Origin of the sequence: Streptomyces vinaceus, assembly GCF_008704935.1 — a bacterium.
Lineage (GTDB): Bacteria > Actinomycetota > Actinomycetes > Streptomycetales > Streptomycetaceae > Streptomyces > Streptomyces vinaceus.
This window is the reverse complement of sequence record NZ_CP023692.1, coordinates 4,896,988-4,920,322: the sequence shown is the minus strand read 5'-3', so window position 1 is coordinate 4,920,322 and position 23,335 is coordinate 4,896,988. Positions and strand designations below refer to the sequence as shown.

19 protein-coding genes are annotated in these 23,335 nt (G+C 69.9%); 2 read left to right on the top strand and 17 right to left on the bottom strand.

The window, feature by feature from the left end:
- Positions 1 to 57: 57 nt before the first annotated feature.
- The 8 genes from rodA to folC form a co-directional block, all read right to left on the bottom strand.
- Positions 58 to 1,257, bottom strand: a complete 1,200-nt coding sequence (gene rodA, locus CP980_RS22180) for a rod shape-determining protein RodA (protein WP_099892399.1) — start codon at positions 1,255 to 1,257, stop codon at positions 58 to 60.
- A gap of 7 nt (positions 1,258 to 1,264) precedes the next feature.
- Positions 1,265 to 3,442 (bottom strand): penicillin-binding protein 2, encoded by a 2,178-nt coding sequence (mrdA, locus tag CP980_RS22175; RefSeq protein ID WP_132755251.1) that lies wholly within the window; start codon positions 3,440 to 3,442, stop codon positions 1,265 to 1,267.
- Positions 3,443 to 3,455: 13 nt separating this feature from the next.
- A complete protein-coding gene (mreD, locus tag CP980_RS22170) occupies positions 3,456 to 4,151 on the bottom strand; it encodes a rod shape-determining protein MreD (protein ID WP_150528913.1) in 696 nt (231 codons plus the stop codon).
- 12 nt (positions 4,152 to 4,163) lie between these two features.
- Positions 4,164 to 5,108, bottom strand: a complete 945-nt coding sequence (mreC, locus tag CP980_RS22165) for a rod shape-determining protein MreC (protein WP_132755249.1) — start codon at positions 5,106 to 5,108, stop codon at positions 4,164 to 4,166.
- Positions 5,109 to 5,235: 127 nt separating this feature from the next.
- On the bottom strand, positions 5,236 to 6,255 hold the full coding sequence (locus CP980_RS22160; protein WP_008738981.1) for a rod shape-determining protein: 1,020 nt from the start codon (positions 6,253 to 6,255) through the stop codon (positions 5,236 to 5,238).
- A 295-nt stretch (positions 6,256 to 6,550) separates the two neighbouring features.
- Positions 6,551 to 6,961, bottom strand: coding sequence for a nucleoside-diphosphate kinase (gene ndk / locus CP980_RS22155; RefSeq protein ID WP_123514492.1), 411 nt, complete (start codon positions 6,959 to 6,961; stop codon positions 6,551 to 6,553).
- A 142-nt stretch (positions 6,962 to 7,103) separates the two neighbouring features.
- Positions 7,104 to 7,451: a DUF4233 domain-containing protein gene (locus tag CP980_RS22150; protein ID WP_132755247.1), complete on the bottom strand. Its 348-nt coding sequence runs from the start codon at positions 7,449 to 7,451 to the stop codon at positions 7,104 to 7,106.
- Between the two features lie 3 nt (positions 7,452 to 7,454).
- Positions 7,455 to 8,984: a bifunctional tetrahydrofolate synthase/dihydrofolate synthase gene (folC, locus tag CP980_RS22145; protein WP_132755245.1), complete on the bottom strand. Its 1,530-nt coding sequence runs from the start codon at positions 8,982 to 8,984 to the stop codon at positions 7,455 to 7,457.
- Between the two features lie 117 nt (positions 8,985 to 9,101).
- Here folC and CP980_RS22140 point away from each other — a divergent pair, with 117 nt between their 5' ends.
- Positions 9,102 to 10,151, top strand: a complete 1,050-nt coding sequence (locus CP980_RS22140) for a rod shape-determining protein (RefSeq protein ID WP_150528912.1) — start codon at positions 9,102 to 9,104, stop codon at positions 10,149 to 10,151.
- 34 nt (positions 10,152 to 10,185) lie between these two features.
- Here CP980_RS22140 and CP980_RS22135 read toward each other — a convergent pair whose 3' ends face one another.
- The 6 genes from CP980_RS22135 to CP980_RS22110 form a co-directional block, all read right to left on the bottom strand.
- On the bottom strand, positions 10,186 to 11,334 hold the full coding sequence (locus CP980_RS22135) for a sensor histidine kinase (RefSeq protein WP_132755241.1): 1,149 nt from the start codon (positions 11,332 to 11,334) through the stop codon (positions 10,186 to 10,188).
- A 96-nt stretch (positions 11,335 to 11,430) separates the two neighbouring features.
- Positions 11,431 to 12,765: a glycoside hydrolase family 113 gene (locus CP980_RS22130; RefSeq protein ID WP_268257421.1), complete on the bottom strand. Its 1,335-nt coding sequence runs from the start codon at positions 12,763 to 12,765 to the stop codon at positions 11,431 to 11,433.
- A 17-nt stretch (positions 12,766 to 12,782) separates the two neighbouring features.
- Positions 12,783 to 14,231 (bottom strand): glycosyltransferase family 2 protein, encoded by a 1,449-nt coding sequence (locus CP980_RS22125; RefSeq protein ID WP_099892382.1) that lies wholly within the window; start codon positions 14,229 to 14,231, stop codon positions 12,783 to 12,785.
- Positions 14,232 to 14,255: 24 nt separating this feature from the next.
- A complete protein-coding gene (locus tag CP980_RS22120; protein ID WP_167535867.1) occupies positions 14,256 to 15,044 on the bottom strand; it encodes a hypothetical protein in 789 nt (262 codons plus the stop codon).
- Between the two features lie 8 nt (positions 15,045 to 15,052).
- The gene (locus CP980_RS22115; protein WP_150528910.1) at positions 15,053 to 16,444 is read right to left on the bottom strand and encodes a glycoside hydrolase family 26 protein; all 1,392 of its coding nucleotides are present in this window, start codon (positions 16,442 to 16,444) and stop codon (positions 15,053 to 15,055) included.
- Positions 16,445 to 16,618: 174 nt separating this feature from the next.
- On the bottom strand, positions 16,619 to 19,240 hold the full coding sequence (locus CP980_RS22110) for a valine--tRNA ligase (RefSeq protein WP_150528909.1): 2,622 nt from the start codon (positions 19,238 to 19,240) through the stop codon (positions 16,619 to 16,621).
- 128 nt (positions 19,241 to 19,368) lie between these two features.
- On the opposite strand from CP980_RS22110, the gene CP980_RS22105 reads away from it, so the two are divergent.
- Positions 19,369 to 20,283, top strand: coding sequence for a hypothetical protein (locus CP980_RS22105; protein ID WP_150528908.1), 915 nt, complete (start codon positions 19,369 to 19,371; stop codon positions 20,281 to 20,283).
- A gap of 66 nt (positions 20,284 to 20,349) precedes the next feature.
- Here the strand turns inward: CP980_RS22105 and clpX are convergent, their stop codons facing one another.
- From clpX to CP980_RS22090, 3 genes are all read right to left on the bottom strand, one after another.
- Positions 20,350 to 21,636 carry an ATP-dependent Clp protease ATP-binding subunit ClpX gene (gene clpX, locus CP980_RS22100; RefSeq protein ID WP_030159377.1) on the bottom strand — a complete coding sequence of 429 codons (1,287 nt, stop codon included), beginning with the start codon at positions 21,634 to 21,636 and terminating at the stop codon, positions 20,350 to 20,352.
- Between the two features lie 153 nt (positions 21,637 to 21,789).
- The gene (locus tag CP980_RS22095) at positions 21,790 to 22,461 is read right to left on the bottom strand and encodes an ATP-dependent Clp protease proteolytic subunit (RefSeq protein ID WP_099892369.1); all 672 of its coding nucleotides are present in this window, start codon (positions 22,459 to 22,461) and stop codon (positions 21,790 to 21,792) included.
- 86 nt (positions 22,462 to 22,547) lie between these two features.
- Complete coding sequence (locus CP980_RS22090) at positions 22,548 to 23,165, bottom strand: ATP-dependent Clp protease proteolytic subunit (RefSeq protein WP_099892367.1); 618 nt, start codon at positions 23,163 to 23,165, stop codon at positions 22,548 to 22,550.
- Between the last annotated feature and the right edge of the window lie 170 nt (positions 23,166 to 23,335).

Genomic DNA, 23,335 nt, shown 5'->3' with positions numbered 1-23,335 from the left:
ATCACCACGGCAGGGTGAACGGGAAATCTACGGCGAAGCGGCCGAAGATCGGCCCCGCTAGGCCGACATCGGCCGTTGCACCCTGATCGACTGCAGCAGTCCGACCGCCACCCACACCGCGAACATGGACGAGCCTCCGTAGGAGACGAACGGTAGGGGGAGCCCGGCCACCGGCATGATCCCGAGGGTCATCCCGATGTTCTCGAACGACTGGAAGGCGAACCAGGCGATGATCCCGGCGCACACGATCGTCCCGTACAGCTCGGTGGTCTCGCGGGCGATCATGCAGGCCCGCCAGAGGATGATGCCGAGCAGGACCAGGATCAGCCCGGCGCCGAGGAAGCCGAGTTCCTCCCCCGCCACCGTGAAGACGAAGTCGGTCTGCTGCTCGGGCACGAACTGCCCGGTGGTCTGCGAGCCCTTGAAGAGCCCGGAGCCGGTCAGCCCGCCCGAGCCGATCGCGATGCGCGCCTGGTTGGTGTTGTAGCCGACGCCGGCGGGGTCGAGGTCGGGGTTGGCGAAGGCCGCGAAGCGGTTGATCTGGTACTCGTCGAGCACGCCCAGCTGCCAGATCAGGACGGCCCCGGCCGCGCCGGATCCCATCAGCCCCACCACCCAGCGGTTGGAGGCGCCGGAGGCGAGCAGGACGCCGAGCACGATGACGACCATGACCATGACGGAGCCGAGGTCGGGCATCAGCATGACGATGCCCATCGGCGCGGCGGCCAGGCACAGCGCCTTGACCACGGTGCGGTGGTCCGGGTGGGTGAGGTCGCCCGCGTCCACCCGGGTGGCCAGCAGCATCGCCATGACCAGGATGATCGTGATCTTCACGAACTCGGAGGGCTGGAGCGAGAAGCCGCCGCCGATCACGATCCACGCGTGGGCGCCGTTGATGGTGGCGCCGAGCGGGGTGAGCACGGCGAGGATCAGCACCAGGGAGAGCCCGTACAGGATCGGTACGGCGCCGCGCAGCGTGCGGTGGCCGAGCCAGACGGTGCCGATCATCAGCACGAGGCCGATGCCGGTGTTCAGGGCGTGCCGGATCAGGAAGTAGTAGGGGTCGCCCTGGTTGAGCTGGGTGCGGTTGCGGGTGGCCGACCACACCAGCAGGGCGCCGATGAAGGACAGGGCGAGCGCCGAAAGGAGTATCGGCCAGTCGAGCCGGCGCAGCACCGAGTCGCGCGAGGTCAGTTTGGCCATCGCGCCGCGCTCGGGCGCGTACCGGGATACGGAGAACTTGTTGGCGGTCTGCATCGGGGTCTCAGTCCTGCCGCGCGGCGGGCGGTGCGGGGGGACCGGCGAGCGCGGGGGGCGCCAGGTCCTCGGGGGACGGGGGCACGTACGGCTTGATGTCGGGGGCGTCGATGGTTCCGTCGGGCCCGATGGTGGGGAGCTTCGCCTCCGGCTTGAGCAGGAAGGCCTTCTCGGTGTCCTGCTTGCCGGACATGCTCAGACCGTAGATGGCGTTGTAGATGTTGCGGACGGCGGGTCCGGACGCACCCGAACCGGTACCGCCCTGGGAGATCGTCATCACGATCGTGAAGTCCTCGGTGTACGTGGCGAACCACGAGGTGGTCTGCTTGCCGTAGACCTCGGCGGTACCGGTCTTGGCGTGCATGGGGATCTGCTTCTGCGGCCAGCCGCCGAAGCGCCAGGCGGCGGTGCCGCGGGTGGCGACGCCCTCCAGGGCGGCGTTGATCTTGACCCGGGTGGCCTCGGTCATGGGCAGCTTGCCGTGGGACTGCGGCGGGATCGGCTCGACCTGCTTGCCGTCGGCGCTGATGACGGCCTTGCCGATGGTCGGGTTCCACATGGTGCCGCCGTTGGAGATGGCCGCGTAGATGGTGGCCATCTGGATCGGGGTGACCAGGGTGTCGCCCTGTCCGATGGAGTAGTTGATGGCGTCACCGGCGCGCATGAGGTTGCCTTCGAGGCAGTTCTCGTACGAGAGCAGCTCGACGTAGGTGCCGCCCTTCTTCCCGGTCTTGCACCACATGTCCTTGTTGGCCTGCCAGAACTTCTGCTTCCACGCCCGGTCGGGGACCCGGCCCTTCTCCTCGCCCGGCAGGTCCACGTGGGTCTCGGCGCCGAGGCCGAACTGGTGGGCGGTCTTGTAGAAGATCTCGGCCGGGGGCTTCTTCGGGTGGAGTCCGCCGTCCTTGATCCACTGCTGGTGGCCGAGGGCGTAGAACACGGTGTCGCAGGAGACTTCGAGGGCCCGGCCGAGGGTGATGTTGCCGTGGCCCTGGGACTCGAAGTTCTTGAAGACCTGGCCACCGATGGAGTAGGAGCTCGGGCAGGGGTAGTCCCCGTCGAAGTCGTAGCCGGCGTTGACCGCGGCCGCGGTCGGGATGACCTTGAAGATGGAGCCCGGGGCGGCCTGGCCCTGGATCGCCCGGTTCATCAGCGGGACGTTGGACTCCTTGGCGGTGAGTTTGGCGTAGTCCTTGGCGGAGATCCCGCCGACCCACACGTTCGGGTCGTACGTGGGCATGGAGGCCATGGCCACGACCCGGCCCGTCTTGGACTCCAGGACGACCACGGCGCCGGCGTCGGCCTTGTAGGGGACGCCGGTGTTGCGGTCGATCTGTTTGCGGGCCTCGACCATCGCCGCGTTCAGCTCGAACTCGGCGACGCCCTGGACGCGGGCGTCGATGCTGGTCACGAGGTGGGCGCCGGCGACCGTCGGGTCGTTCTTGGCCTGGCCCATGACGCGGCCGAGGTTGTCGACCTCGTAGCGGGTGACCCCGGACTTGCCGCGGAGGGTCCTGTCGTAGGTGCGCTCCAGGCCGAAGCGGCCGACCTGGTCGGAGCGCAGCAGCGGCGAGTTGGTGTTCTTGGCCTTCTGGATCTCGTCGTCGGTGACCGGGGAGAGGTAGCCGAGCACCTGGCCGGTGTTGGCTCCGCCGGGCGCGGGGTAGCGGCGGACGGCGGTGGGCTCGGCGGTGATGCCGGGGTACTCCTCGGGGCGTTCGCGGATCTGCAGGGCCTGCTGGGTGGTGGCCTCGGTGGTGACCGGGATCGGCTGGTAGGGGGAGCCGTTCCAGCAGGGTTTGGGGGTCTGGGAGTCGCAGATGCGGACCTTGTTCATGACGTCCTGCGGCTTCATGTCCAGGACGCCCGCGAGCCGGGTCAGGACGCCCTTGCCCTTGTCCTTCATCTTCATCAGCGCGGTACGGCTGGCGGAGACGACCAGGCGGGTCTCGTTGTCGGCGAGGGGGATGCCGCGGGCGTCCAGGATCGAGCCGCGCACGGCCGGCTGGACCACCTGCTGGACGTGGTTGCTCTTGGCCTCGTGGTAGTACTCGGCGCCGTTGCGGACCTGGAGGTACCACAGGCGCCCGCCCAGGGTGCAGAGGAAGGAGAGGACGAGCACCTGCATGATCACGAGTCTGATCCGCACGCGGGAGGTGCGGCCGGTCTCGGGGGCGTTGGTCACGGGAGCTCCTCCCTCACAGCTTCTTGACGCTCTTGATCGCCTTGACGCCCTTTATCCGGCCGGCCTTGTTGGCGCGGCCGCGTGCGAGCCCGCGCCGCAGGCCGCCGCGCTGGCTGCCGATGCGCAGACCGGTGCCGCCGGCGAGCCAGCCGGAGGACACGTCGGTGGCCGCGCTCTGGCCGCCGCCCGCCTCGACGGCCATCGGGTCGTTCTCGGCGCGGCGGGCCAGCGCCATGATGAACGGCACGGTGAAGGGGGCGAGCAGCAGGTCGTAGAGGGTCGCGGTGAACAGCAGCCCGGTGAGCCCGACGTGGCGGGCCGCGGTGTCTCCGACGAGGGCGCCCACCCCGGCGTAGAGCAGGGTGGAGCCGATCGCTGCGGCGACGACGGTCAGCATCGGGCCCCAGGCGGAGCGGAACCGCCCGGAGTCGGGGCGGGCGAGGCCCGCGGCGTACCCGATGACGCAGAGCACGAGCGCGTACCGCCCGGCGGCGTGGTCGGCGGGCGGGGCCAGGTCGGCCAGGAGTCCGGCGGCGAAGCCGATGAGCGCGCCGCTGAGGTGCCCGTACACGAGGGCGAGCGCGACGACGGTGAGCAGGACGAGGTCGGGTACGGCGCCGGGCAGTTGCAGCCGGCCCAGGACCGAGACCTGGACGACGAGGGCGACCACGACGAGCGTGGCCGAAAGCAGGATCCGGTTGAAGCGCATGACGGTGGGCTCCTACTCGTCGGCCGGCTTGGCGGGCACACTGGCGGACGGCGACGGCGTGACCGTGACGGTGACCGTCGGGGTGGGCTTCACCTCGGGCTTGGGCGGCAGTACGGCGTCGCGCGGGTCCTCGCGCGGGGGCATCACGACGACCCCGACGATGTCCAGGCGCGAGAAACCGACGAACGGACGCACCCAGACGGTGCGGGTCAGGTCGCCGCGCGAGGGGTCGACCTTGACCACCTCGCCGATCGGGACGCCGGGCACGAACGGCTTGTTGCCGCGCGAGCCGAAGGTGACGAGCCGGTCGCCGGGGCTGACCTTGGCCTTGCCGTTGAGCATCTGGACGGACAGGGCGCGGTCGCCCTGTCCGGTGGCGAAGCCGAGCTCGCCGGTCTTCTCCAGCCGGGTGCCCACGGTGAAGTCGGGGTCGTTGGCGAGGACGACGGTGGCGGTGTCGGGGCCCACGGTGGAGACCCGGCCGACGAGTCCTTCTCCGTTCAGTACGGTCATGTCGCGCTCGATGCCGTCCTTGCTGCCGGCGTCGATGGTGACGGTCCAGGAGAAGCCCTGGGCCGCTCCTATGGCGATGACCTCGGCGCCCTTGATGCCGTACTGTCCGGCGCCGGCCCGCTTGAGCATCTCGTCGAGCTCGTGGATGCGGCTGCGGGTCTGGTCGTCGCTGCCCAGCTTGGCCTTCAGGGCGGCGTTCTCGCGCTCCAGCGTGGCGATGCGGTTGTGGCGCTCGCCCGAGTCCCGTACGGCCCCTATGGCGTTGGCGACGGGGTCGACCGCGGTCGCGACCCCCTCCTCGACCGGGCCGAAGGCCGCTGCGGCGGCCTGCCGGGCGCCGTCGACCGGAGACTCCTCGCCTGCCCTGATGTCCACCGTGATCAACGCGAACGCGATGGCGATCAGAAGCACCAGGAGCAGCCGGCTTTCTCGTGTGTCCCTCACGTGCGGCGGCCGTGCCTTCCTCGTCGGAAACTTATTGGTCTGTATATCAACGATCCGCCGCACGGGCGCGGCAGCACCCGTACGGCGGATCCTTGTGTTCCGCATGGCCCCCGGACGGGGGTCTGTGTCAGCGCCGGGGCTGGGCGTCCAGGACCTGCTGGAGTGCCTCGAACTCCTCCACGCACTTGCCGGAGCCGAGGGCGACGGAGTCGAGCGGGTCCTCGGCGATGTGGATCGGCATGCCCGTCTCGCGGCGCAGCCGCTCGTCGAGGCCGCGGAGCAGGGCGCCGCCGCCGGTCAGCACGATGCCGCGGTCCATGATGTCGCCGGAGAGCTCGGGCGGGCACTTGTCGAGGGTCGTCTTGACCGCGTCGACGATGGCGTTGACCGGCTCCTCGATGGCCTTGCGGACCTCGGCGGCGGAGATCACGACCGTCTTCGGGAGGCCGGAGACCAGGTCCCGGCCGCGGATCTCGGTGTGCTCGTCCTTGTCGAGGTCGTAGGCCGACCCGATGGTGATCTTGATCTGCTCTGCGGTGCGCTCACCGAGGAGGAGCGAGTACTCCTTCTTGATGTGCTGGATGATCGCGTTGTCGAGCTCGTCGCCGGCGACCCGGATGGACTGCGCCGTGACGATTCCGCCGAGGGAGATGACGGCGACCTCGGTGGTGCCGCCGCCGATGTCCACGACCATGTTGCCGGTGGCCTCGTGGACGGGCAGGCCCGAGCCGATGGCGGCGGCCATGGGCTCTTCGATGATGTGCACCTGGCGGGCGCCGGCCTGCGTGGACGCCTCGATGACGGCGCGGCGCTCCACTCCGGTGATGCCGGAGGGGACGCAGACCACGACGCGCGGACGGGCCAGGTAGCGGCGCTTGTGGATCTTGAGGATGAAGTACCGGAGCATACGCTCGGTGATCTCGAAGTCGGCGATGACGCCGTCCTTGAGGGGCCGTACGGCGACGATGTTGCCGGGCGTCCGGCCGATCATCTTCTTCGCCTCGGAGCCGACCGCCAGGATGCCACCGGTGTTCGTGTTGATGGCGACCACGGACGGCTCGTTCAGGACGATCCCCCGGCCCCTCACGTACACCAGCGTGTTGGCGGTCCCGAGGTCGATCGCCATGTCACGGCCGATGAACGACATGTTGTTCCCCTTGTTCCCCATGAGGAGCGTCTGGCCTTCCAGTTGATAGCGGCTGCTGTCAGGTCGGCGAGGTGGGTGTGTGGGTGGAGGCCCCATCGTAGTGCCGCAAGTATGAACACCGCGCGACGGGACTCCGGCAATCCCGCCGGAACGGAAACCCGCCCCCTAGTGGTGACGACGTGTCCTGCACATGCGTTCCCGCTCTCGCCCGGCAATACCGAAGGGCGACCGAAATTACTTCGGTCGCCCCAGGTCATGAGCGCTATTCGGCTGATGTTACGTCAGGAAGGACTCATCAGAGCGAGGGGAAGAACAGCTTCAGCTCGCGCTCCGCGGACTCCTCGGAGTCCGAGGCGTGGATCAGGTTCTCCCGGGTGATGGTGCCGAAGTCCCCCCGGATGGAGCCGGGCGCCGCGGCGATCGGGTCAGTGGGTCCGGCCAGCTGGCGGACACCCTCGATCGCGCGTTCCCCTTCCACCACGAGGACCACGACCGGGCCGCTCGCCATGAAGCCCATGAGGGGCTCGTAGAAGGGCTTGCCCTTGTGCTCGCCGTAGTGGGTCTCCAGGGTCTCCTGGTCCAGCGTGCGCAGCTCCATCGCGGGGACGGTCCAGCCGGCCTTCCGCTCGATGCGGCCGATGATCTCGCCGATCAGGCCTCGACGGACGGCGTCGGGCTTGAGGATGACGAGCGTGCGCTGGGTCATGTTGCGGCTCCTTGCGGCATACGGGTGCGGTCCGACGAGGCTACAGGGAGTCAGCGGGGCCCTCGCGCGGGCCCCGGACCGCGGAACCCGGACTCTGGGCCCCGGAGCCCCGGGCCCTCGCGGCCGGGGGCTGCGGGCCTCCTCAGGCCTGTGCCTCGCCCTGCGCCGCCGCCCAGCGGGCCTTGATCGCGTCGATCTTGGTGCCGTAGTGCACCGAGCACCACCACAGACCCGCGAAGACGGCGCCCAGGATGAACATCATCGGGACGACGAACCCGCTCAGGACCAGACCGATCTGCAGCGCCCAGCCGATCTGGACCGCGCCCGGACGCGAGAGCATCCCGCACAGCAGCACCGACAGCAGCATGGCGACCCCGCAGACCGTCCACACCGTGGCCTGGGTCAGATCCGGGTTCTTCATGGCCACCAGCCCCGCGAAGCCGATCACGAAGAACTCGCCGATCAGCGTCGAAGCACACAGCGTGCGCATCCCTCAGCCCCTCTTCAGCAGCAGGCGGGCCTCGCCCACCGTGATCACGGAACCGGTCACCAGGACCCCGGCCCCTCCGTACTCGGCCTCTTCCTCCGCCAGGGTGATCGCCGCCTCCAGGGCGTCGTCCAGCCGCGGCTCCACCTGCACCCGGTCCGGCCCGAAGACCTCGACCGCGACCGCCGCCAGCTCGTCGGCGGACATCGCCCGGTGGCTGGAGTTCTCCGTGACGACGATCTCCGCGAAGATCGGCTCGAAGGCCTCCAGGACCCCCTTGACGTCCTTGCCCTCGCTCGCCGCCATGACCCCGATCAGCCGGCTGAAGCCGAAGGCCTCGGTCACCGCCTCCGCCGTGACCTGTGCGCCGGCCGGGTTGTGCGCCGCGTCCAGGACCACCGTCGGGCTGCGCCGTACGACCTCCATCCGGCCCGGCGAGGTCACCGAGGCGAAGGCCCGGCGTACGGTCTCCAGGTCCAGCTCCCGCGACTGCTGCGCCCCGACGCCGAAGAAGGCCTCGACCGCCGCCAGCGCCACCGCCGCGTTGTGGGCCATGTGGGCCCCGTACAGCGGCAGGAAGATCCCGTCGTACTCGCCGCCCACGCCGCGCAGCGTCAGCATCTGCCCGCCGACGGCCACCTCGCGCGAGACGACGCCGAACTCCATGCCCTCGCGGGCCACGGTCGCGTCCACCTCGACGGCCTTCTTCAGCAGCACCTGCGCCGCGTCCACCGGCTGCTGCGCCAGGATCACGGTGGCGTCCTGCTTGATGACGCCGCCCTTCTCCTGAGCGATCTCCCCGGGCGTGGAGCCGAGCCGGTCCGTGTGGTCCAGGCTGATCGGGGTGATGACGGCGACCGCGCCGTCGATCACGTTGGTCGCGTCCCAGGTACCGCCCATGCCGACCTCGACGACGGCCGCGTCCACCGGCGCGTCCGCGAAGGCCGCGTACGCCATGCCGGTGAGCACCTCGAAGAAGGACAGCCGGTACTCCTCGGCGGCGTCGACCATCTCCACGTACGGCTTGATGTCGTGGTACGTCTCGACGAAGCGCTCGGCGGTGATCGGCGCCCCGTCGAGGCTGATCCGTTCGGTGACCGACTGCACGTGCGGGCTGGTGTAGCGACCGGTGCGCAGTTCGAAGGCGTTCAGCAGGGCCTCGATCATGCGCGCGGTGCTGGTCTTGCCGTTGGTGCCGGTGACGTGGATGGAGGGGTACGCGCGCTGCGGTTCGCCCAGCACGTCCATCAGCGCGGCGATCCGCGTGACGGACGGCTCCAGCTTGGTCTCGCCCCAGCGGGTGGAGAGCTCCTGCTCCACCTCCTGGAGCGCCCGCGCCACCTCCGGGTCGAGGGGCTGCGACGGTACCGGGTCGCCCTGGGGCGGTCCGGCCTGGGCGCGCAGGGTGCGGCTGCCGGCCTCGATCACCGCCAGGTCGGGGTCGCGGTCGGACTCTTCGGCCACGATCCGTTCGAAGAGATCGGAGGTCTCGTCGCGGTCGTCGGGTCCGTTGCTCTCGGGCTGCTGCTCACTCACGGGGCCAGTCTACGGACGGGGGGCCCGGGGACTTTCGACCCGGCCGTTTCGGGACCTTCGGCGGCCGCTGCGACCTGATCGTTATGCAAGCCTTGCGAGCAGGAGATAGGGGAACAAATGCCGCAGGCCAGCACCGACACGTCCGCTTCCAGCCGCGACATAGGGATCGATCTGGGGACCGCGAACACCCTGGTCTACGCCCGGGGGCACGGCATCGTCCTCAATGAGCCGTCCGTGGTCGCGGTCAAGGCGGGCACGACCACGGCCCTGGCCGTGGGGACCGAGGCCAAGGAGACCATCGGCCGCACCCCCGGCTCCATCACCGCGATCCGCCCCCTGAAGGACGGGGTGATCTGCGACTACGAGGCCGCCGAGGAGATGATCCGGCACTTCGTCCGCAAGGCCGTTCCCGGGCGGCGGCCGCGCACCCGGATGGTGATCTGCGTGCCGTCGGGGGTCACCCCCGTCGAGCGGCGGGCCATCGTCCAGGCCTCGAAGCGGGCCGGGGCCAAGACCGTCCACCTGATCGAGGAGCCGATGGCCGCGGCGATCGGGGCGGGACTGCCGGTGGCCGAGCCGCGCGGCTCGATGGTGGTCGACATCGGCGGCGGCACCACCGAGGTCGCCGTCATCTCACTCGGCGGGATCGTCACCTCGCAGTCCCTGCGGGTCGGCGGGGACCGGCTGGACGGCGCGATCATGGACCACGTGCGCAAGGAGCACGGCCTGCTCATCGGGGAGCGCACAGCGGAGGACGTCAAGGTCGCCATCGGCTCGGCCTGGCCGGTGCCGGACCGGCCGGAGCTGGAGACGCGGACCTTCACGGTCCGCGGCCGGGAGCGGGTCGGCGGCATGCCGAAGACGCTCTCGCTGGGCGCGGCGGACGTACGGGCCGCCCTCGACGAGCCGGTCGAGGCGGTCATCGCCGCCGTGCGCACCACCCTGGAGGAGTGCCCGCCGGAGCTGTCGGGAGACGTGATGGAGCACGGGATCGTGCTGACCGGCGGCGGGGCGCTGCTGCCGGGGCTGGACCTGCGGATGGCCTCGGCCACGGGGATCCCCGTCTTCGTCGCCGACGCGCCGCTGGACTGCGTGGCGCTGGGTTCGGGCCGGTGCGTGGAGGACCTGGACGAGCTGAGCAGCCTGCTGGTCCCGGCGAAGGCCTGAGCTGCGGCTGCCCGAGCCCCGGCCGGGCGGCGGGCTACCCGCGCGGGAGGACGGCCACCACCGTGTACGAGTCCTGCGTACGCGTCGCCGTCAGGGTTCCGCCCAGGCTGCGCACGCGCTCGGACATGCTCGCCGTGCCCGAGCCCGCCGAGACGGGGGCGCGCGCGGGCGTCCGGACGGGCAGGCCGTTGCGGACCGCGATCCGCAGGTGCGGGCCGTCCGCCTCGATCGACACGTCGATGGTCTCCCCGCAGGCGTGCTTGGCCGCGTTGGTCAGGCATTCCTGCACCACCCGGTAGACCGCCGCCTGGCGCAGCGGCGACAGGGCGTGCACCTCGGGATCCAGGGCCAGCCGTACGGGTGAACCGGCCCGGCCGCTCTCCTCCGCGAGGGCCGGCAGCCCGTCGACGCCCGGGGTCGAGGCCCGCTCCCCGCGCTGCACGATGATCTCGTTGAGCACCAGGTGGGCCCGGCGCGCGGTGTCGGCGAGCTCCTCGAAGTCCTTCGCGTACGCCGTCTCGCGGGCCCGCGTCGAGAGCACCTCGGAGCGGACGGTCAGCAGCGTCAGCTCGCGGCCGACGAAATCGTGGACGTCGCGGGCGACCGAGGTGCGCTCCTGCTCGACGGCCTGGAACACCGCCGACTCGGCGCGCCGCGCGGCCAGCTCGCCCACGAGGTCGTGCCGGTAGGCGGCGATGCCGACCGCCGAAGCCAGCACCCCGATCGGCACGACGAGGCTCAGGAACGCGCTGAGCGTCTGGGCGTGCGGTTCGGGCCAGCCCGGGACGCTGAAGACGGTCAGCGCGAAGGCGATGTACCCGGCGGTGGCCAGGACGGCGGGCCGCCGCCCCCGGTAGCGGCCGACCGAGTACAGGGCGAACTGGATCAGCGTCAGCTCGTGCAGCCAGCCGATGAAGAGCAGGGCGGTGACGTACGAGATCCAGGGCGCCCGGCGGCGCACCACCAGGGAGGAGCACCCGGCGGCGAGCACGGCGGCGGCCGTCGGGCCGCTGAGCGAGTTGTCCGCGGCGGCCAGACCGGGCAGGTCCAGCGCCATCAGGCCCAGGCAGCTGAGTGCGGTGAGCACGTCAAGCGCCCGGGGGGATCCGGCCCAGCTCGCGGCGAGCCGGCGGCCGGCGGCCGCGGCCCGGTGGAGCGCCGAGGCGACGGGCGGGACGTACATGCCCTCCATCATCCGTGCTCGGCGAGGGGTATCGGATCAGCCAACCCGGCCGAAAACGTGATGTGCGACACTCCGGACAACTCGGGACACAGTCGGTCAGGGTGTGGAATCGGCGCCCGGGCCCGCGTAGTCCGATCCGAAGCAGGCTCTGATCTCCCGCTCCGAGTCCGGGCGCCCCGCGAAGTTGAGCCGGGAATCGTGTTCCTTGGGGGCCGCCTTGGGGTCGGCGTCGAAGGTGACCGACCACCAGTAGACGCCCGTCATCTTCCGCTCCCGGACGACCTGGCAGACCGCCTTGTACCAGTTCGCCTGCACCGTGGGGTTCAGCTTGCGCCGCGCGTAGAAGTCGCCGGGCGCGTAGTACGCCCCGTCCATGGCGCTGATCCCCGCCTCGGCGAGCACGATCCGCGGCAGCGGCCCCTTGCTCTTCTTGTCCAGCCAGGCGTTCCAGCCGTCCACGAGCTGGTCGACCGGCGCGTCGTCGGGGACCTTGACGGGGAAGTAAGCGTCGACGCCGAGCCGCTCGACGGGCACGTCGATGTGGCCGCCCACGTAGTTGTCCCAGTTGGCGTCGTAGGACACCTCGCCCTTGAACCGCTTCTCGGCGGCGGCGATGAGGCCTTTCCAGCCCGGGTGGCCCTCCATCGAGTTCAGTTCGGTGCCGATCACGAACGTCGCCGCCTGTCGGCGCTGGGCCACGTCCAGGTACGGGCCGAGCAGGGCCCCGTACGCATCGAACCAGGCGTCCTTGTCGGTCGGCTTGATGTTGCCGCGCCAGCCCTCCGGGGGGACGAGCACCGCCTCGTCCAGCGTCGGGCGGACGGTGGTGCGCAGTCCTGCCTCGTGGAAGACGCGCAGCACCGTGTCGAGGTGCTCGGGCGTCGGGGTGCCGCGGCCGGCCGCCAGCTTCGTCGAGGTGCGGCCCTCCGTGTAGAAGGGGAAGGAGACGGAGACGGCGTTCGCCTTCAGCCCGACGAGATAGGCGGCCTGCCGGCGCGCCTGGTTCTCGATGTACGCGTCGTCGCGGTCCTTCTTGTCCTCCCAGAAGATCTGGACGCCCCACTCGGGCATGCCGGCCTTCCAGGGCTTGTCCACCTTCGGCGCGGGCCCGGCGGGCGGGGCCTGCTCGGTCTTCTCTGGCTCTGCCCCGCCGGCCGCGGGGTCGGTGGGGGAACCGTGGGCCGTGGTGCGGGCGGGGTCGGAAGCGGAGTCGCGCAGGACCAGGGCCGGCTCCAGGGAGCCCGGCCGCCAGCGCAGCGGATGGTCTCCGACCACGAACGGCAGGCCTATGACCAGGGAGGTCACGGTGACGGGCAGGATCGCGAGCAGGGGGACCTTGGAACGGCGGGCCGCCTTCCCCTTCTTGCTCCTGCTCTCGTCCTCGTGGTGCGTCACGTCGTGGTGCGTCACGTCGTTCATCTCGTCGTTCACGAGGGACTCTCGGTTTCTCACGCGGGCTTGGCGATGACGACGAACTTGTTCTCTTCGCGCTTGATGAACTTGATCAGCCCGCGCAGGCCGCCGAGCCCTTCCATCACGGAGAAGACGGGGATCAGGCCCAGCACGACGATCGGCTCCCACCAGCGCCGCCGGCCGTTCGCCGAGACCAGCGCGTTGAGCCGCAGCCCCTCCCAGTACGTCCAGATGACGTACGCGAAATTGAGCGCCCACATGATCACGACGGTCTGGGCCACCGGCGAGGTGTTGAAGTCGCCGATGAGCCAGGCCACGAAGAGCACCGTCGCGACGTGCTGGAGCGGGCCGAACACCCAGGTCGCCACGCAGAGCAGCAGGAACCAGCGGTAGCGGAACGGCACCGTGCGGTTGAAGCACAGCGCGACGAGCCCCCAGGCCCAGCGCTCGCGCTGCTTGATGAAGTCCCTGGTGGTGGCCGGGGAAGCGCCGTAGCAGCGGCCGTTGAACCAGTCGCTGCGGCCGGGGTACGTACGGCAGAACGTCAGCGCCAGCTGCGCGTCCTCGACGATGGCCTTCGGGCCGAAGTCCCAGCCGATCGTGGCCTCGATCGAGGCGCGGAGCAGCAGCAGCTCCCCGTGCACACCGGCGACCGGGGTCCCGAGGCCGGTGAGGGCGCGGAACCGGGCTATGTCGTCGGCGGGGCGGACCGCGTCGGCCAGCCAGGTGAAGCGGTTCACGGCGTTCTCGCGCGGGTACGCGAGGATGCCCTGCGCCATGTGCTTGCCGTCGTCCCCGGCCCGCCGCTGGCGGTTGACGAACTGCGCCATGGACGCGGCGGTGTCGGGGCCGACCCCGGTGTCGTCGTCCATGTGCAGGACCCAGATGTCGTCGAGGGCCTCGCCCTCGTCGATCCGCAGCTCGTGCGCGTAGTGGTTGGCGCGGGCCTTGAACCGGGTCCCGTTCGCCGTCTCGTACGACTTGGGCACCGTGACCACGCGGATCAGCGGGTGCATCGCGGCCAGGTCGTCGATCTGCTCGGTCGCCTCGCAGCCCTCCTCGGTGAGGACGTCGACCCGCATGAGCGGGAAGTACGGGGGCAGGTGCTCCACGTAGCTCAGGACCGAGCGTTCCAGCGCCGGGTAGGTGTCGTGGCGGCCGATCGTCGGCACGAGCACGATGAGGAAGTCCTCCTCCACCGGCGTCGGCGGAACCATCTCGTGCGACTTCCGCAGCCGGCGGCGGATCAGCAGTGCGCCCTGGAGACCGACCATCACGCCGACGCCGGGCAGCGACCAGACCACCGACAGGGTCCAGCCCAGCGGGGTCGGATTCGGCTTGTACGCCCACAGGCCGAATCCGGCGAGGAGCAGGAAGGGCAGCAGGAAGGGCAGCACGCCGGGCTTCCACTCGGAATGGCGCTGCACCAGTTTCGCATCGCGCCGGGTGGCGGGCGCGACCTCTTGTACGGAGGCGGGGGTCATGGAAGAGGTCCTTCGGGGTTCCTACTACTGCTGTTGCTGAGGCGGCGACTGCCGGGGCTGCTGGGGCTGATGCTGCGGCTGCTGGGGCTGCTGCGGCCAGGCGGGCTGACCGCCGTACGGTCCGGGACCGTAGCCGGGCTGGGGCTGCTGCGGCGGCTGCTGGGGCGCGTAGGGCTGGGGCTGGGGCTGGCCGTAGCCCGTCTGCGGCAACTGCGGCCCGGGCTGCGCCTGGTAGGCCGGCGGAGCTCCGAACCCGTGGGCCGGCTGCGGCGATTGCTGCTGCGGGAGCTGCTGCGCCTGCTGCGCCTGCTGGGCCTGCCGGGCCTCGTTGGCCTGCTGGGTCCACGGGTTCGCCGGCGGCTGCCACGCCTGGTACACCGCGAAGTCCCGCAGCAACAAGGCGATGAGGGTGCAGGTGACCAGGACTCCGGCGGCGAAGGTCGCCAGCTTGAGGCCGCCCTGGGCGGTCGTGGTGAAGTACTCGGTCTGCTTGTCGTCGAAGAGCGCGCCCGACAGGCTGCGCACCCGGTTGTAGCCCTCGATGGCGGCGCCGCCGATGATGATGCCCCGCCCGAGGGTGTTCCCCCGCAGGACCAGCAGGCCGCCCGCCACATAGACGACACCCCAGTTGAGGTTGAACGTCTCTGCGGTTCCGGAGCCGTCACCGGTGCCGTAGTACACGATGCCCTGGAGGAAGTCGGCGACGCCGACCTGCCAGAAGCAGTTGTACACGGCCCAGAGGAGCAGGATGCCTGCCCAGCCCATGGCCACGAAGGCGGCCACACGGTGGGGGCGTGGCGTTGACGCGCTCAACTTCACTCCTATTCGAATGTTCCGTCGTGCAGGGCGGACCACTGCACGCCCACGGGGCCGGATTCACGGCCGCCGGTGATCGTCTTGGGGTCGTCGTACGTCTGTCGGACATCGGCGTCCGAGTTCTTCGCCGTGAGTCCGTCGCCCCACACGGTCCACAGCACCCACGGGGCCTGGTCGAGCGTCGTGCGCTGCGCCGCGCCCAGCGGCACGTGGAAGGACTCCGCGAGGATCCGCGGCTTGCCGTAGTCCGCGAGCCCGCGGTGCCAGGTGGTGGTCCAGCCGCCGGGGTCGAAGGGCCGGTCCGGCGTTCCGCTGTAGTCGTCGACCCCGACCACGTCCACGTACTCGCCGCCCGGGTAGAAGTCCCAGGGCTCGCCGCCGTGGACGCCGTCCCAGGCGGTGGGGGCCCACACGAAGATCAGGTTGTGCAGTCCGCGGGAGCCCACCAGGTAGTCGTGGAGCAACTTCCACAGGGCCGTGTACTGCTGGGGCCTCAGCCCGGCCCACCAGAAGCTCTGCTCCCCGCCGAGCGAGTTCATCTCGTGGTACGGGCGCAGCAGTACGGGGACGTCGTACGCGGCCAGGTAACCGAGGTGGTCCGCGAGGAAGGACAGGTCGAGCAGGAGCGCCGCGTGCTCGGGGGTGCCGGGGGTGAGCATCCGGTCGATCCAGCCGGGATCCTTCGCGGAGGGCGCGTTGCGGCGCAGCGTCTGCTCGTAGCTCTTGACGGGGCTGCCCGGCCACGGCTGGTGGAACGACATCCCGACCAGGCCCGCGGGTGCTCCCCCGTTCTCCGGCAGCACGGTCGTGGTGCCGTTCCACAGCTGTTCGGTGCCGGTCGGGTTGTACGAGCCGTCGGCCTCGCGGGGCAGTCCGTGCCAGACTCCGAGGGCGAGGTCCACCACGTCGTTCGTGTAGGTCCAGGACTCGCGGCGGGCGGGCCAGGCGGCGCGCGAGTAGTCCCGGGCCTCCCCCACGCCCCAGCCCTGCTGCTGGTAGCCGGGGCCCAGGTCGAGTTCGAGGAAGGCCGGCAGCTTGCCGGTGATGTCCCGGGGTTTGCGGTAGTAGTAGCCGGGCGGTTTGGGACCGGTGTGGTCGCCGTACTCGGGGTTGTACCGCTCGTTGTGGACCTCGGCGTGCTGGCCCATGAGGGTGCCCCGGCGGCGGCCCGCCCGGGCGTCCGTCTCCAGGGCGACCAGGAGCCGGTACACGGCCTGGGCCGTCTTGGAGGCCTTGGGGTCCCGCGACAGCAGGTCCTTCTGGAGGGCGGCGGCCGGCGCGCGCGAGGTGTTGAACGCGGCGACTCCGGCGAGGGCGCCGCCCGTCGCCACGGTGGCGGCCGCGCCGAGGAGGAGGTTGCGGCGTTTCAGCTCGCGGTTTAACCCGCGGGCGCGCACGTCACGACCCCACACTCCGAGACCCCCCTCGGTCGACAGCCGGCAGGCTTCGGCCCCCTGTGGGTTGCGCGGAACCTCTGGGGCCGGATTCACCCTACGCGTCGGCCCCCGGGCAATGTGCCCGGGGGCCGATGGTTCACCGTTTGTTACACGTCACGTGGTGCGTGGTTCGCGTCACGCGGCGGGCAGCGCGTCCAGCTGGGCCTGGATCCGGGCGATGTCCGCCTCGGCCTTGGACAGCCGGCCCTTGATCTTGTCCACGACGTTGTCGGGGGCCTTGGCCAGGAAGGCCTCGTTCCCCAGCTTCGCCTCGGCCTGCTGCTTCTCCTTCTCCGCGGCCGCGAGGTCCTTGGAGAGGCGCCCCCGCTCGGCGGCCACGTCGATCGTGCCCGACAGGTCGAGCGCGACCGTGGCACCGGCGACCGGCAGGGTGGCGGTGGCGGTGAAGCCCTCGCCCTCCGGCTGGAGGCGCAGCAGCTGGCGCATGGCCGCCTCGTGCGCGGCGAGCGCCGTACCGGTCAGGTCCACGCGGGCCGGAACCTTCTGGCCGTCCTGGAGGCCCTGCTCCTTGCGGAAGCGGCGGACCTCGGTGACGACGGCCTGGACCTTCTCGATCTCCGCCTCGGCGGCCTCGTCGCGGAAGCCGCTGTCCTTGGGCCACTCGGCGACGACCAGCGACTCGCGCCCGGTCAGCGTGGTCCACAGCGTTTCGGTGACGAACGGGACCACCGGGTGCAGCAGCCGCAGCATGACGTCGATGACCTCGCCCAGGACCCGGCCGGAGACCTTGGCCTGCTCGCCGCCCGCGAAGAACGTCGTCTTCGACAGCTCGACGTACCAGTCGAAGACCTCGTCCCACGCGAAGTGGTAGAGCGCCTCGCTGAGCTTCGAGAACTGGAAGTCCTCGTAGTACGCGTCGACCTGAGCGACCGTCTTGTTCAGGCGGGACAGGATCCAGCGGTCGGTCGCCGAGAGCTGCTCCACGGGGGGCAGGTCGCCCTCGATCGTGGCGCCGTTCATCAGCGCGAAGCGCGTGGCGTTCCAGATCTTGTTGGCGAACTTGCTGGAGGCCTGGACCCAGTCCTCGCCGATCGGCACGTCGGTGCCCGGGTTGGCGCCCTTGGCCAGGGTGAAGCGGACGGCGTCGGAGCCGTACTTGTCCATCCAGTCCAGCGGGTCGACCACGTTGCCGAAGGACTTCGACATCTTCTTGCCGCGCTCGTCGCGGACCAGGCCGGTCAGCGCGATCGTCTTGAACGGGACCTCGCCGTCCATGGCGTACAGGCCGAACATCATCATCCGGGCGACCCAGAAGAAGATGATGTCGTGGCCGGTGACCAGGACGTCGGTGGAGTAGAACTTCGCCAGGTCCGGGGTCTTCTCCGGCCAGCCGAGCGTGGAGAACGGCCACAGGCCGGAGGAGAACCAGGTGTCGAGGACGTCGGTGTCCTGGTGCCAGCCCTCGCCCGTGGGCGCCTCGTCGTCCGGGCCGACGCAGACGATCTCGCCGTCCGGGCCGTACCAGACCGGAATGCGGTGGCCCCACCACAGCTGGCGCGAGATGCACCAGTCGTTGAGGTTGTCGACCCAGTCGAAGTAGCGCTTCTCCATCTCCTTCGGATGGATCGTGACCCGGTCGTCGCGGACCGCGTCGCCGGCGGCCTTGGCGAGGGTCTCGACCTTGACCCACCACTGCAGCGACAGGCGCGGCTCGACGGTGGTGGAGCAGCGGGAGCAGTGCCCGACGGAGTGCAGGTACGGGCGCTTCTCGGCGACGATCCGGCCCTGCTCGCGCAGGGCTCCGACGACCGCGGAACGGGCCTCGAAGCGGTCCAGGCCGAGGAAGGGGCCGTGGACGGTGATGTTGCCGTGCTCGTCCATGATCGTCATGTTGGGCAGGCCGTGGCGCTGCCCGATGGCGAAGTCGTTCGGGTCGTGCGCCGGGGTCACCTTGACGCAGCCGGTGCCGAACTCCGGGTCGACGTGCGTGTCGGCGACGACCGGGATGGAGCGGTCGGTGAGCGGCAGCTTGATGAGCTTGCCGACGAGGTGCTTGTAGCGCTCGTCGTCCGGGTGGACGGCGATGGCCGTGTCACCGAGCATCGTCTCGGCGCGGGTGGTCGCGACGACGAGCGTGTCCTCGCCCTCGCCGTACTTGATCGAGACGAGCTCGCCCGCGTCCTCCTGGTACTCCACCTCGATGTCGGAGATGGCCGTGAGGCAGCGGGGGCACCAGTTGATGATGCGCTCGGCGCGGTAGATCAGCTCGTCGTCGTAGAGCTTCTTGAAGATCGTCTGGACGGCCTTGGAGAGGCCCTCGTCCATGGTGAAGCGCTCGCGCGACCAGTCGACGCCGTCGCCGAGGCGGCGCATCTGGCCGAGGATCTTGCCGCCGTACTCTTCCTTCCACTGCCAGACGCGCTCGACGAACTCCTCGCGGCCCAGGTCGTGGCGGGACTTGCCCTCCTCGGCGAGCTGCTGCTCGACCTTGTTCTGGGTGGCGATGCCGGCGTGGTCCATGCCGGGCAGCCACAGCGACTCGTAGCCCTGCATGCGCTTGCGCCGGGTCAGGGCGTCCATGAGCGTGTGCTGGAAGGCGTGCCCCAGGTGCAGGGAGCCGGTGACGTTCGGCGGCGGGATCACGATGGTGTACGCGGGCTTCTCGCTCGCGGCGTCGGCCGTGAAGTACCCACGCTCTACCCAGCGCTCGTAGAGCTTCCCCTCTACCTCGGCCGGAGCGTACGCGGTCGGCAGTTCGGAGTGGGGGCTGCTGGGTGTCTGCGTGTTCTCGGTCACGAGGCACAGTTTAGAGCCGTAACAGTCCAGCTATGAAACCGGTAATCCGGGGGCCCGGCGGCCTGCGGGGGATCTGCTTCCGACAGGATGTCTGAAACGCATAAGGATTCCTGAAGGGGGATGCGGGCATGAGCTACAACCAGCCGGGGCCGTACGGAGGCCAGCCGCCGCAGCAGCCGGGACCGTACGGCGGCCCGCAGCCGGGACCGTACGGGCAGCCCGCGCCGCAGCCCGGCTACGGCTACCCGCAGCAGCCCCCGCCGCCGGGCATCCCCCCGCAGGGCTACCCCCAGCAGCAGCCCCAGCCGGGCTACGGCTACCCCCAGCAGCCCCCGTACGGCATGCAGCCCCAGCCGCCGAAGAAGTCCAAGGCGGGCGTGGTGATCGCGGTGGTCGTCGCGATAGCGGCCGTCGCCGGCGCGGGCTGGTACTTCACGAAGGGCGGCGGCGCCACGGGCCCGATCGCCGCGAACACCAAGGGCTACAAGCTGGTCGCCCCGGCGTCGGTGGACGACTTCAAGAAGAACCCGAACTACAAGGAGAAGCCCCTCAGCGACAAGGACCGCCAGGAGCTGGAGGCCATCGGCATCAAGAACCCCACCAGGGTCGCCATGGACTACACCTCGGGCGACCCGTCCAACGCGCTGACGACCAAGGGCCTGAGCTTCCAGGGCCTGTACGGCGAGCTCGCGGATCCCGAGAAGTCGGTGGACGCCTACTTCGCCACCGCCAAGCTCAACGCCGGCAAGGACAAGTCCGCGACGGTCGACATGATCGGCAGCCCGAAGTCGATGTCCCCCTCCGGGTTCAGCGGCGCAGTGATGAAGTGCCAGGAAATGAAGATCACCTCGACGAGCACCACGGCGTCGAAGGGTCCGAAGGAGCTGACCCTTCCGATCTGCATCTGGGGTGACTACAGCACCCTGACCATGGTCAGCGCCTCCGACGCCGCCTCCATCCTGGCGGGCAAGCAGGGCTACACCCTGGAGCAGACCGCCGAACTGGCGGCGAAGCTCTACAACACCGCCCGCGTCAAGAAGTAACCGCGGGCCACACGCGTAGGGGCGCCCGGCCGATGGCCGGGCGCCCCTACGCGTGCGTCGTGTCGGCTACGCCGACTTCTCCTGCGGGCCCTGGTCCTTCGGGACGATGCGGGGGACCAGCGTCGGGTTCACGTTCGAGCGGACGACGTCCGAGGTGATGACCACACGGGCCACGTCCTTGCGGGACGGGACCTCGTACATCACCGACATCAGGACCTCTTCCATGATGGCGCGCAGCCCTCGCGCGCCCGTCTGGCGCAGGATCGCCTGGTCCGCGATGGCTTCCAGCGCCTCGCGCTCGAAGTCCAGCTCGACGCCGTCGAGTTCGAAGAGGCGCTGGTACTGCTTCACCAGCGCGTTCCGCGGCTCCACCAGGATCTGCAGCAGCGCCTCGCGGTCCAGGTTGTGCACCGAGGTGATGACGGGCAGACGGCCGATGAACTCGGGGATCATCCCGAACTTCACCAGGTCCTCCGGCATGACCTCCTGGAACTGGTCGCTCGCCTCGATCTCGCGCTTCGAGCGGATCGTCGCCCCGAAGCCGATCCCCTTGGCGCCGGCCCGCGACTCGATGATCTTCTCCAGGCCCGCGAAGGCACCGCCCACGATGAACAGCACGTTCGTCGTGTCGATCTGGATGAACTCCTGGTGCGGGTGCTTGCGGCCGCCCTGGGGCGGGACCGAGGCCGTCGTCCCCTCCAGGATCTTCAACAGGGCCTGCTGCACGCCCTCGCCGCTCACATCGCGCGTGATCGACGGGTTCTCGCTCTTGCGGGCGACCTTGTCGATCTCGTCGATGTAGATGATCCCGGTCTCGGCCTTCTTGACGTCGTAGTCGGCCGCCTGGATCAGCTTGAGCAGGATGTTCTCGACGTCCTCGCCCACGTACCCGGCCTCCGTCAGCGCCGTCGCGTCGGCGATGGCGAACGGGACGTTGAGCATGCGGGCGAGCGTCTGGGCCAGCAGCGTCTTGCCGGAGCCCGTGGGGCCCAGCAGCAGGATGTTGGACTTCGCGAGCTCGATCGCGTCGTCCCGGCCCTGCGCACCGCCGTTCTCGCCGGCCTGGACGCGCTTGTAGTGGTTGTAGACCGCCACCGAGAGGGCCTTCTTCGCCGGCTCCTGGCCGACGACGTAGCTCTCCAGGAACTCGTAGATCTCACGAGGCTTGGGGAGTTCCTCCCACCGGACCTCGGAGGTCTCCGCGAGCTCCTCCTCGATGATCTCGTTGCAGAGGTCGATGCACTCGTCGCAGATGTACACACCGGGTCCTGCGATGAGCTTCTTCACCTGCTTCTGGCTCTTTCCGCAGAACGAGCACTTGAGCAGGTCGCCGCCGTCACCGATGCGTGCCACGAGGTGCTTCCCCTTCGCCTGGGAGACGCCTGGTTCAGCGCTCCTGGTGCCTCATATCCGACGGTACCTTGCCGGGGGCCCCGTTCGGGGCCCCCTTGACGTGGTTCACATCGCCGAATGTGACGACGTGCCCACGCCAACTGGCGGCAAGGATCAGTGGGAGTTCTTGCGGGTCGAGACGATCTGGTCGATCAGGCCGTACGCGAGCGCGTCCTCGGCCGTCAGGATCTTGTCGCGCTCGATGTCCTCGCGGATCTTCTCGATCGGCGTGGTCGAGTGCTTGGCCAGCATGGTCTCCAGCTGGTCGCGCATGCGCAGGATCTCGTTGGCCGCGATCTCCAGGTCGGAGAGCTGCTCGCGACCGGTGCCGCCGGACGGCTGGTGGATCAGCACGCGGGCGTTCGGCAGCGCCATGCGCTTGCCCGGCGTGCCGGCGGCCAGCAGGACGGCGGCGGCGGAGGCCGCCTGGCCCATGCAGACCGTCTGGATGTCCGGCTTCACGAACTGCATCGTGTCGTAGATCGCCGTCAGCGCCGTGAAGGAGCCGCCCGGGCTGTTGATGTAGATCGAGATGTCGCGGTCGGGGTCCATCGACTCCAGGCACAGCAGCTGCGCCATGACGTCGTTGGCGGAGGCGTCGTCGATCTGCACGCCGAGGAAGATCACGCGCTCCTCGAAGAGCTTCGCGTACGGGTCGTACTCGCGCACGCCCTGCGAGGTGCGCTCGACGAAGCGCGGGACGACGTAGCGGTTGTCCACCGGCGCGCCGGTGTAGAGGCCGCTCGCGGGAGAGAGGTTGTTCATGTGCATCTGGGTGTTCACCATCCTGGTGGCGTTCTGCGGGCTGGGGCTTGCCGGGTGCGGGCGGGCGTACGGGTCCTCGTACGAGGGCCCGCGCGCCGGGGCCGGGGTCAGGCCCCGGTGCCGCCGCCGCCCGGGACCAGCGACGCGGCGGAGATGATCTCGTCGATCAGGCCGTACTCCTTGGCCTCCTCCGCCGTGAACCAGCGGTCGCGGTCGCCGTCGCGGATGATCGCCTCCACGGTCTGGCCGGAGTGGTGCGCGGTGATCTCGGCCATGCGCTGCTTCGTGCGCAGCAGGTACTGGGCCTGGATCTTGATGTCCGAGGCGGTGCCGCCGATGCCGGCCGAACCCTGGTGCATCAGGATGTCGGTGTTCGGCAGCGAGAAGCGCTTGCCCGCGGTACCGCCGGTGAGCAGGAACTGGCCCATCGAGGCCGCCATGCCCATGCCGATGGTGACGACGTCGTTCGGGATGTACTGCATCGTGTCGTACACCGCCATACCCGCCGTCACCGAGCCGCCCGGGCTGTTGATGTACAGGTAGATGTCCTTCTCCGGCTCCGCGGCCAGGAGGAGGAGCTGCGCGGTGATCTTGTTCGCGATGTCGTCGTCGACCTGCTGGCCGAGGAAGATGATGCGCTCGCCGAGCAGCCGGTTGTAGACATGGTCGCCGAGGCCGCCACCGATGGACGGCTCACCCGCGGCGTAAGGCTTCAGATTCGTCACGTATCCACCTGCTCGTCTCCGACGGCCACATGCCGTCTCAGCGTCTCGTTCTGGGGCGCGGACCGTTGGGGGCGGCGTGGCCGCCTGCGTCCGGTTACTCCCGTGCCCTCGTATTCATGGACCCTAACGCGCAGGTCGGACAACGCCATCCCGCTTCCCGAACTGTTCGC

Bases quoted from the DNA above. Each gene is read 5' to 3' on its own strand.
- rodA (WP_099892399.1), bottom strand. From the start codon at position 1,257: ATGCAGACCGCCAACAAGTTCTCCGTATCCCGGTACGCGCCCGAGCGC.
- ndk (WP_123514492.1), bottom strand. From the start codon at position 6,961: ATGACCCAGCGCACGCTCGTCATCCTCAAGCCCGACGCCGTCCGTCGA.
- CP980_RS22135 (WP_132755241.1), bottom strand. From the start codon at position 11,334: ATGTACGTCCCGCCCGTCGCCTCGGCGCTCCACCGGGCCGCGGCCGCC.
- CP980_RS22160 (WP_008738981.1), bottom strand. From the start codon at position 6,255: ATGTCGTTCATCGGCCGTGACATGGCGATCGACCTCGGGACCGCCAAC.
- CP980_RS22150 (WP_132755247.1), bottom strand. From the start codon at position 7,451: ATGCGCACGCTGTGTGCTTCGACGCTGATCGGCGAGTTCTTCGTGATC.
- CP980_RS22140 (WP_150528912.1), top strand. From the start codon at position 9,102: ATGCCGCAGGCCAGCACCGACACGTCCGCTTCCAGCCGCGACATAGGG.
- CP980_RS22095 (WP_099892369.1), bottom strand. From the start codon at position 22,461: ATGGTGAACACCCAGATGCACATGAACAACCTCTCTCCCGCGAGCGGC.
- mreD (WP_150528913.1), bottom strand. From the start codon at position 4,151: ATGCGCTTCAACCGGATCCTGCTTTCGGCCACGCTCGTCGTGGTCGCC.
- CP980_RS22125 (WP_099892382.1), bottom strand. From the start codon at position 14,231: ATGACCCCCGCCTCCGTACAAGAGGTCGCGCCCGCCACCCGGCGCGAT.
- CP980_RS22105 (WP_150528908.1), top strand. From the start codon at position 19,369: ATGAGCTACAACCAGCCGGGGCCGTACGGAGGCCAGCCGCCGCAGCAG.